We start from the raw sequence: 8,490 nt of genomic DNA, 5'->3' as shown, positions 1-8,490 counted from the left end.
TGGTGTTTAACTCTCCTCAACACAAACACCAATTATTATCTATTTTAGATGAAAACATATGACTACTCTCAGAAATTAAATATGGATCCCATATTTAATTTCACTATCCTTTTATCAATTTTTTTTAATCTTTTTCTGCAATACATAACTATATTTATAATGAAATTTTAATTATTATATGCTTTAAAAATAATTAAATTAACGTAGGTAATTATCATGGACAGGACAAGAAGACTTATTATCGTGATACTTGTTGTAATTCTAATAGGATTGATAGCAATTATCGCAGGAGCACTATTCATTGGGCATGAAAGTGGACTCACTCATGGAAATAAGAATATCCTGGTATGTGCTATTGATGAAAGCGAAAGCAGGCCAGGAATGGGTGCTTGTGATATGGCATTCATCGTTAATTTAGAGAATGGTACCCTTAAAAATTACACTCCTTTCTATCCTGGAGACATGACACACCCGACAGCTACCGAACCGCAGGAAGCGCAGGCTCAAGGTGCAGGATCGGCTCTTCTGCTTCACGATGCATTTTGGGATGCCGACAATGAAAAAGGCTTACAGTATGCAAAGGAAATCGTGGAATACCGCACCAACACTAAAATCGATTCTGTAGTGGCTATTAACAGCCAGGCACTCGATGCAATACTTTCCGCCGCAGGCCCATTGGAAATTAATGGAAAATCTACAAATGCAAGCGGTATCGATATCATCCGTGAAGATGACGGAAGCGGCATATCAAGAGGGGATGCGGTAATGAATGTTGTTAAAGCTGTTGCAAAAGCAGCTTCAGGCAATCCTGGTGTAAAATCTGCAATGATAAATGCTGCACTTGACCAGTACTCCAAAGGAAACATCGTAATGGATAATCAAGGAGACTTTGCAGGATTGCTTGCATCAAAAGGGTTTGAATCAATATTCTAACCCTCCTTTAGATTTTAGGCTCTAGTTTTTTGATGAACAGTCCCATGAACATCACCACCAATGGGAAGAATATTATGTAAATCACAAATAGCAATTCTGAAGATATCACGTCACCCATAACCGTCGATGCGGCCATCAGCATGATCAGGCTTATTACGGGCGCCAAAATCGCTATGAATGTATAAATCAATATGAATGAGTTCAACTTCTGCGAGAACTCCTTTAGCTTTATCTGCATGTCAAATGAAATATCTTTTGCGATAATCTCCAGGCTGCCGGCCAGATTGCCACCAACTCTGAGCGTTCCAACAATCTGATGAATGGCCCGTGTGAGGCCTTCGGACTTGACCCTATGGGACATTTCAAGCAGCGAATCCTCTGTTGGTCTTCCGAATTTGATTTCTTCCAGAACCCTGTTGAACTCTCTTGACAGGGATCCGTAATTTCCATTTCTTATGGTTATTAATGCGTCATGCATGCCCCTTCCGGCTTTAAGCTCAATGCTCATATGTCTCAATGCATAGGGAAGCTCCTGGTTCAGGTCTGAATATCCTCGCTGCTCTTTCATATAGGGATATTGCAGCAAGAAGATGTAGGCCATAATCACTAGAATCAGATACATTCCTCCAAGCTCAATTCCGGTAAATAATGCAATTGCCACAAATCCAATAATCTCCAATCCAATGATGTGCCTTTTCAATAGGATTTCAAGCAATTCGTCCCTCAGCTTGTCGAATCGGGTATCGTACTTTGTTTGTTTTGTGCTGATGTCGAAGTTTAATTTTTCCAGTATTGACGGGTCAATGTGCTGGTTCTGGCTTTTGTCCTCTCTTCTGAATTGCAGGTTGGCGAAAAATCTGATGACGGACAGTACTCCCTCTCCAATGAATATGAAAAAACTATTCAACATCCCATCACCTGTTTAGAATGATTCTGTTAAGGACCTTCTGCGGATTCTTATAGTACAGCTCTATAACGCTGTTGACCCCTTCGACGGAACGGATGTTCTGATTTATCATGTGCTTTAAAACCAGCTTTCTGTTTTCAATCTCGTTTTTAAGCTCAATGATGGATTTCCCACTTAAGTTGGCAATCTGTTGCAGGGTATTGCTTGTAATGCTGATGTTGTCGATGGTGTCCCTTTCGGGATTCCATTGGAATATCTTGTTCAGCTGGACGGTGCCTTCCTCCATGCCGACAACCTCTGCAACTTCGCTGATTCTTCTAAATGAAACTCCAGATGGTGTGTAAATCCTGTTCTGCATTATTATGAAATCAATTGCCTGTATCATGATTTCCGGAACTGACATCGGTTCGTTGGTAAGTCTTGTTATTGTTTCCCTTGCATCATTTGAATGCAGTGTTCCAAATCCTGAATGTCCTGTGTTCAGGGCGGTGAAAAGGGTGATTGCCTCATCTGCCCTGACCTCTCCGACGATGATTCTGTCGGGGCGCTGCCTTAATGAATTCTTGACAAGGTCGTTCATGGTGAGCTCCCCTTTGCCCTCGACATTGGCGGGCCTTGTTTCCATGCGGATGACATGCTCATGGGGAATCTGAAGCTCCAGTGTGTCTTCAATCGTGATTATCCTCTCATTTGGATTGATGAATGCCGAAAGGGCATTGAGTGTTGTTGTCTTTCCGGAGCTTGTTCCTCCTGAAATTATTGCATTTGCCGATTTGACTCCCAGCCCGTCAATGCACAGCCACAGAAATCCTGCCAGGTCCAGGGATATTGTCCTTGAATTGATCAGGTCGATGATGGTCAGGGGGTCCCGTCTGAACTTTCGTATTGTAAGTGATGGTCCGTCAGCCGACACAGGAGGAATAGTGGCATTGATTCTTGATCCGTCAATTAGCCTTCCGTCAAGGATTGGGGATTCCTGGTCGATTCTTCTGTTGATTTGCCTCGCAATCGAATCGATGAGGTCCCTGAGTTCGCCTTCATCATTGAACTGAAGATTTGTCTTCATCATTCCGTATTCGCGGTGATAGACGAATATGGGCTTTCCGGTTCCGATTATCATGATTTCCTCAAGCTCGTCGTCCTGAATCAGAGGGTCGATTGCCCCATATCCGATGATGTCCCTCAGGAACTTTCGGGACAGGCTGTCCAGATATTCCTTTGGGATGTCATTGTCCTGTGTTGTTCCGTTCAGCCTTAAGAACAGAAAGTTGCGGATATCATTTAGCAGCTTCTCCTCACTCACCTGGAAATTATCGCCTGCGGATATTGCCAGGTCAACCAAATTCTCACGCATTTCTCCCAAAAGCATTCTCTCTTCGGAAGAGTAATCTTGCTTTGTTACATCATATTGTGGTATTATATCGTTGTTCATATCATTCACCAATGGCGATTTTGTTACAATTACTAAATTAGTATTACTAATTTATATAGTTTTTATTACTTTTGAAAGCATTATTAGTGATATAGAACAATATTTAAACATTAAGGCAATTTTGAGGTGGTCTTTATCATTGAAATCGATGAAAAAATCAAATCGCTTGAAGAATGTGAGAAATGCAAGGATGTCCAAATAAAGAAATTTACCCCATTGAAGGACCTGATTGATTTTGAAACACTTGACGGGGAATATATGAGATGCGAATGCGGAAAAAGGCCGCTTGATATTGTGATGAGCCATATCCTGAAAATAATGATTGAAGAGGGCATCGTTCCTGAAAAGGCAACTCTCAGGAGAAACTCACCTGTTCCGCTATCCGGATTTTACTACAGCAGTCTGAACCCTCAGTTCATTGGAGAAAAGACCCTGATATTGCTGCATCCGGATTTCACAGAGGAGGTGGCATCAAGACTGATTGATGAGGTTCCCGAAGTCAAATGTGTCCTCAAGGGAAGTCCTCAGAATACAGTGGGCCAACTGGACAGGAATTCACAAATCAGCCACTTTGAAATTCTTGAAGGCGACGACACCCAGATAAATGTCATGAGAACCCTGCTGCAGGAAAAGGTGGTGCTGGTCAAAAGACAGTCAAGACACCATATCGAAGTTGCAATGACCATCGAAGAGAAGCTGCTCAGGCTGCACAACTATCTGAACAATAATGATGTCAAAAGGGGAACCGCAATTGACGGCATGTGCGGTCTTGGAGCCCTTGGAATCTATCTGCTCAAATACGGATTTGAAAAGGTGATATTCAACGACATCAATCCTGAAATGATTGAGGCATTAAAGAACAATCTGGAAATAAACGGCATTTCCGAGGGCTATGAAATATATAATGAGGCATTCGAGGATTTGGAATTTGGTGATGCTGATTTATGTGTCATCGATGCATTCCCTGGTGTGGATGTTGAGGAAATAGTTAAAAAGGCCGAAAAGATGGCGGAAAATGTGATTGTTATATAGTCACGTCAAAATAATCTTTGTATTCTTCAGTGACTAACTTCAATAACTCCTCAATATTTTCATTCATGTTGACTTCAATAATTTTTGATCTGGAGTTATATTTTTGAAAAACATATTCCTGAGCAAATGACCTGCTCATGAATTCAATGTTTTCGAAATTTAGAATCACTTCATCATAGCTATTTGCTTCCTGAAATATCTTCTTTGCTGTTGGGCCTATTCCTAACTTGTTTTTGTATCTGTCTGAAAGGTTAATCTCTATTTGTGTCATGTTAATCTTCACTAATCTTATTTATGGTTTCATATTTTAAATAGTCATAGATGTTGTCGATTTTTTTGTTTTTGATTCTTAGAATAACAAATGTTCCGGTTATTTCATGGGAGTTCAAATAGGGTTTTGCTCCTTCTTTTGTAATTTCACATACTCCACTGCCTGAAGCAATCAGAACTTCACCGTCAAACCCTAATGTGGTAAGTCGTGAGGTTGTGTTCAGTCCCATTCCATGAATTACAAATTTTTCCTTATCGGTTGTTTTTCCATTGATTGCATCATATATTGCTTCGCAGTCATTATCGGATTCCATTGATGCTTCTTTAAAACTTCCAGGAATTCCAATTCCGTTATCAAAAATACAAATATCGATATTCTCTTTATTATGGATTATTATTTGCAAATAGGCATTGTGAAATTTGGAATGTTTATATACGTTGATTAAAATTTCATACAGCAAAAAATAAACGCTTTGATAATCCATATCTCTTGGAAGTAACTCAATTGATTCCTCTATAAATTCAGACAGATATTCTTCAATTTCATCAGATATGTTATGAAAATCATTAAATTTGTAATATTTCAATTCCTTGATTTTTAATATGTTCTTATTGAGAAGCATATCGAATTCCTCATTATTTATAATTGCCCTGTTTTTCATAAAGAATAATAATGGAAGAATTGTATTCAATGTCAATTCTACACATTCATTGTTCTTTATTTTTGTAATTATGGTATTTAAGTATTGTATATATTCGTTTAGTTTTTTCATCAAATCGCCTAAATAAACATTTGCATGTAGATAACAATTGCAGGAATAATCAGAACGCCCATCAAGTGGGATTTGCCGATTCCAATGTAGTGGGGAAGCATTCCCATTGCCGTTGAGGTAATCAAGGCCAGGCTCATGTATATGACTGGAGCCTTATAGTAAAATATAAACAGGTACAGTATCACAATCTGGAGAAGAATTACTCCAATCGACAGTTTCTTATAGTCCACGCCGCCCATCAGCCTCGAAAACGAGTCTCCCAGCTTCAAGGACAGTACCAATGAGACTGACACCGCAATCAATGAGGCAAAAATGAAGATTGCCAGATGGTTCAGGCCCATTTCAAAAATCAGGTATGACATGTAGACCGCTATTCCGCTTCTGGGGTTTCCTATAATGTAGATTGCAATCAGCGAAAACAGGCAGTCCGAAATGTTCAATCCGGATGTTGCAAGCAGGAAATTTACTGTATCGTCATCGTCATTGTCATTTGTTCCGCTCACTGCCTGTGCAATAACCGTTCCCTGTGCAGGTCCGAAGCCGGGCAGAAATCCGAGTATGGCGCCGGTGATTCCTCCTGCAAAAATGCTTTTGAACTTGTTGTAATCAATGTTGAGCTCGTAGAAGGGATTCTGATGAGGTATTGTGGAGGAATCGTTCAGGCTGAACAGTATTGTGCTTATTCCGAAAAGTCCCGAAAATGTGCACATAAGAGTGATTCCGGATGATATGGGGGTTTGGAAAATTATCCATCCGAGTATTCCCGAAAGCACAAAGAGAAGAAGAGCCCACAGAAAGTCCCTGAAGTTTCCGGTCATGCTGTGTGTCAGATAGATTGATGCTGCAAGAAGTATTATCCATGTAAATGGCTTTGATACGTCGTGCAGAATCGGCAGGGTTATTGCAAAGGCGGGAAGCATCAGGATTGTCACGATAATTGCTCCGAATCCTCCGACGGAGACGACTCTTATAACCTCTTTTGACCTGCCCTGAAGCACCATACGGTGTCCCGGAAGTATTGATGTTGCCGTTCCCTCCTGAGGCACTCCCAAAAGCATCGAAGGCACAAATTCTATCAGCGCATGGGCAATCGACATCGAAACCATGAGCACGCATAGAAATTCCGGCGATACGATTGTCAGAAGGAATGTTGAGGATGCAAAGATTATCGCTCCTGCGGTATTGACGTGTATGCCGGGTATCATGCCTGTCGTTGTTCCTATTGCTATTCCTATAAAACATGCTATAACTAATTCTATCATAGCTATTAATTGAACAAACTATAATTTAAAGTTTGTTGAAGTCAATAAGTAATATTTACCTTGTTTTTAAGAATTTAGGCGATTTGGTAATATTGATTCCATTAAATTTAAATGGTATTATGATGTTAATATAATAATATGTCTAACTTAAAAAAAGTTGGTGTGATATTAATCGGATTGTTTGTGGCTCTGCTGCTCATTTCATTTTTTGTCGGGTCTGCAGTCACTCTGCTCTTTCCGCCTTCCGAAGCGGTTTACAGTGACAGGATCGTTGAGGATATAGGTGGAGACAATGCGTTGGTTGCCACTTTAAAAGGCTGTGCTGAAGTATCTAGGAAGGATATTCCAGACGGAAATTTTAAGACAGATTTGAACTTTAATCTCGGCTGGAAAAATGCAAAAAATATCAGCTATGTGGATACTTACGGCAATAAGGGTTATATGATTGTATGGAAGGATTCTCCCGAGAATTATCCTAAACTTTCAAGTGAAAAGGGGATTAAATACATTTCCGATTATGTCGAGTATATGAGCGGGACCTGCTTTTTGGCCAATTTCCCCGAAAATGATGCGGTCTACGGAATAATCGTTGCGGGCGATGACATCGAATGCTCAGAATCCAAATTGATGTATACAATTCTTGATTTGAACAGGTCTGAGTTTAAGCAAACATATTCAACAGCAAGCTACAGCTATCCAAGCAGCTACGATGGTGGCTCAAGCCATTATCACACGGTGATTCCCGACAGGTACACATTGTCAAGAACCGATCCCGGCGCCTATTATGACCATTACGAATATGGTGACAATTATGATATTGACAGCTATCTGGAATCTCAGGGATATGATTAGAACTTTTCACGGTTGAATTCCAATGATTTCAGTGAGATGCCTGAAAGAAGTTCAAGCAGTTCATTGCGGGGGATATTCAGCTCTTCGCAGATCATGTCATCCCATTCCTTTTCTTTTCTAATCAGAAATTCCGCTGTTTCAATTCCTTTTTTGGTTAATGTGATTTTATACGCCCTTTTGTTTTCCTCATCGATTTCCCTTAAAATCAGTCCCTTTTCCTCAAAGTCCTTGAAGGCTCTTGATACTCCGCTTCTGTCCATCAGGCATGCTTTTGCTATGTCTGACTGGTTTGTGCCCATTTCATAATATAAAAATAGCAGCATGTAATACTGGCTGGGCAGAATGTCAGTTCCGCTTTTTATATGCTTGTTCATGTAGAAATCATGAGTCTTGATTAGGGTAATCAAGTGATTGGCAATGAATGGGGAATCCTTGATTATATCGTCGTATTCAATCATAAAATCACTAATTAATATTTTTAGTGTCAATGTTTAAATAGTATTTGTAACAAGTTAATAACATGAAAAGAAAAATCATCATCATTTTGGCGATACTTGCAGTCTGTATCCTGCTTGCAAGTCCGGTCGTTGCAAAGCAGAAGGTAAAGGTTAAGATATCAACCGATGACTGCGTAATCAAGAACAAGGGATATATCGTAATCAAGCTGGTCGACAAGAACGGAAGGGAAATCAGATCCAACGGAATGATAAACTATACAATCACCGATAAAAACGGCAATTATAAGTGGACCTACAAGTCATACAATAGCGGGATCCGGGTAAAGTATGACGTGGGCAAGTACAACGTTCACGTGGTCTTTAAGGGGGATTCCAAATATAAGAGTGCTGAAAAAACTAAAGACATCACCGTAACGAACGATTTTGATGCCTATACGTATTATGACAATCACAATTGGGGTCTCAACCAGGAAGTGGACGACTATATCGGAGACAATTACTGGAATGAGGAGATATATGATGATGTGGACGACCCCGAAAACGAGGCATGGAACATCTGATTTTTTAATCT

Annotated in this window: 10 protein-coding genes; 4 read left to right on the top strand and 6 right to left on the bottom strand. The window is 40.1% G+C overall.

What is annotated here, in order from left to right:
• Nucleotides 1–216: 216 nt before the first annotated feature.
• Nucleotides 217–933, top strand: coding sequence for a DUF4012 domain-containing protein (locus tag ACJMML_RS05170; protein WP_405306297.1), 717 nt, complete (start codon nt 217–219; stop codon nt 931–933).
• 7 nt (nt 934–940) lie between these two features.
• On the opposite strand, the gene ACJMML_RS05165 is transcribed toward ACJMML_RS05170, so the two are convergent.
• A complete protein-coding gene (locus ACJMML_RS05165; RefSeq protein ID WP_405306296.1) occupies nt 941–1,843 on the bottom strand; it encodes a type II secretion system F family protein in 903 nt (300 codons plus the stop codon).
• A gap of 4 nt (nt 1,844–1,847) precedes the next feature.
• A complete protein-coding gene (locus ACJMML_RS05160) occupies nt 1,848–3,272 on the bottom strand; it encodes a CpaF family protein (RefSeq protein WP_405306294.1) in 1,425 nt (474 codons plus the stop codon).
• Between the two features lie 126 nt (nt 3,273–3,398).
• On the opposite strand from ACJMML_RS05160, the gene ACJMML_RS05155 reads away from it, so the two are divergent.
• Complete coding sequence (locus tag ACJMML_RS05155) at nt 3,399–4,304, top strand: SAM-dependent methyltransferase (RefSeq protein WP_405306293.1); 906 nt, start codon at nt 3,399–3,401, stop codon at nt 4,302–4,304.
• Here the strand turns inward: ACJMML_RS05155 and ACJMML_RS05150 are convergent.
• The 3 genes from ACJMML_RS05150 to ACJMML_RS05140 are packed head-to-tail and all read right to left on the bottom strand — an operon-like array spanning nt 4,297 to nt 6,609.
• On the bottom strand, nt 4,297–4,575 hold the full coding sequence (locus ACJMML_RS05150; protein ID WP_405306292.1) for an STAS-like domain-containing protein: 279 nt from the start codon (nt 4,573–4,575) through the stop codon (nt 4,297–4,299). The two genes, ACJMML_RS05155 and ACJMML_RS05150, sit on opposite strands and share 8 nt — an antisense overlap.
• 1 nt (nt 4,576) lies before the next feature.
• A complete protein-coding gene (locus tag ACJMML_RS05145; RefSeq protein WP_405306291.1) occupies nt 4,577–5,347 on the bottom strand; it encodes an ATP-binding protein in 771 nt (256 codons plus the stop codon).
• Between the two features lie 8 nt (nt 5,348–5,355).
• Nucleotides 5,356–6,609 (bottom strand): tripartite tricarboxylate transporter permease, encoded by a 1,254-nt coding sequence (locus ACJMML_RS05140; RefSeq protein WP_405306290.1) that lies wholly within the window; start codon nt 6,607–6,609, stop codon nt 5,356–5,358.
• A 138-nt stretch (nt 6,610–6,747) separates the two neighbouring features.
• Here ACJMML_RS05140 and ACJMML_RS05135 point away from each other — a divergent pair, with 138 nt between their 5' ends.
• Nucleotides 6,748–7,461: a hypothetical protein gene (locus tag ACJMML_RS05135; protein WP_405306289.1), complete on the top strand. Its 714-nt coding sequence runs from the start codon at nt 6,748–6,750 to the stop codon at nt 7,459–7,461.
• Here ACJMML_RS05135 and ACJMML_RS05130 read toward each other — a convergent pair.
• Nucleotides 7,458–7,919: a MarR family transcriptional regulator gene (locus ACJMML_RS05130; protein ID WP_405306288.1), complete on the bottom strand. Its 462-nt coding sequence runs from the start codon at nt 7,917–7,919 to the stop codon at nt 7,458–7,460. The two genes, ACJMML_RS05135 and ACJMML_RS05130, sit on opposite strands and share 4 nt — an antisense overlap.
• A gap of 62 nt (nt 7,920–7,981) precedes the next feature.
• Here ACJMML_RS05130 and ACJMML_RS05125 point away from each other — a divergent pair, with 62 nt between their 5' ends.
• The gene (locus ACJMML_RS05125; RefSeq protein ID WP_405306287.1) at nt 7,982–8,479 is read left to right on the top strand and encodes a hypothetical protein; all 498 of its coding nucleotides are present in this window, start codon (nt 7,982–7,984) and stop codon (nt 8,477–8,479) included.
• The last annotated feature ends 11 nt before the right edge of the window (nt 8,480–8,490 follow it).

Source organism: Methanobrevibacter sp. (assembly GCF_045130115.1).
Lineage (GTDB): Archaea > Methanobacteriota > Methanobacteria > Methanobacteriales > Methanobacteriaceae > Methanocatella.
This window is presented reverse-complemented; position numbering and strand designations above follow the sequence as displayed.

What these genes read in the sequence shown, in the direction of transcription:
- ACJMML_RS05170 (WP_405306297.1), top strand. Translation starts at nt 217, where the DNA reads ATGGACAGGACAAGAAGACTTATTATCGTGATACTTGTTGTAATTCTA.
- ACJMML_RS05165 (WP_405306296.1), bottom strand. Translation starts at nt 1,843, where the DNA reads ATGTTGAATAGTTTTTTCATATTCATTGGAGAGGGAGTACTGTCCGTC.
- ACJMML_RS05160 (WP_405306294.1), bottom strand. Translation starts at nt 3,272, where the DNA reads ATGAACAACGATATAATACCACAATATGATGTAACAAAGCAAGATTAC.
- ACJMML_RS05150 (WP_405306292.1), bottom strand. Translation starts at nt 4,575, where the DNA reads ATGACACAAATAGAGATTAACCTTTCAGACAGATACAAAAACAAGTTA.
- ACJMML_RS05145 (WP_405306291.1), bottom strand. Translation starts at nt 5,347, where the DNA reads ATGAAAAAACTAAACGAATATATACAATACTTAAATACCATAATTACA.
- ACJMML_RS05140 (WP_405306290.1), bottom strand. Translation starts at nt 6,609, where the DNA reads ATGATAGAATTAGTTATAGCATGTTTTATAGGAATAGCAATAGGAACA.
- ACJMML_RS05135 (WP_405306289.1), top strand. Translation starts at nt 6,748, where the DNA reads ATGTCTAACTTAAAAAAAGTTGGTGTGATATTAATCGGATTGTTTGTG.
- ACJMML_RS05130 (WP_405306288.1), bottom strand. Translation starts at nt 7,919, where the DNA reads ATGATTGAATACGACGATATAATCAAGGATTCCCCATTCATTGCCAAT.
- ACJMML_RS05125 (WP_405306287.1), top strand. Translation starts at nt 7,982, where the DNA reads ATGAAAAGAAAAATCATCATCATTTTGGCGATACTTGCAGTCTGTATC.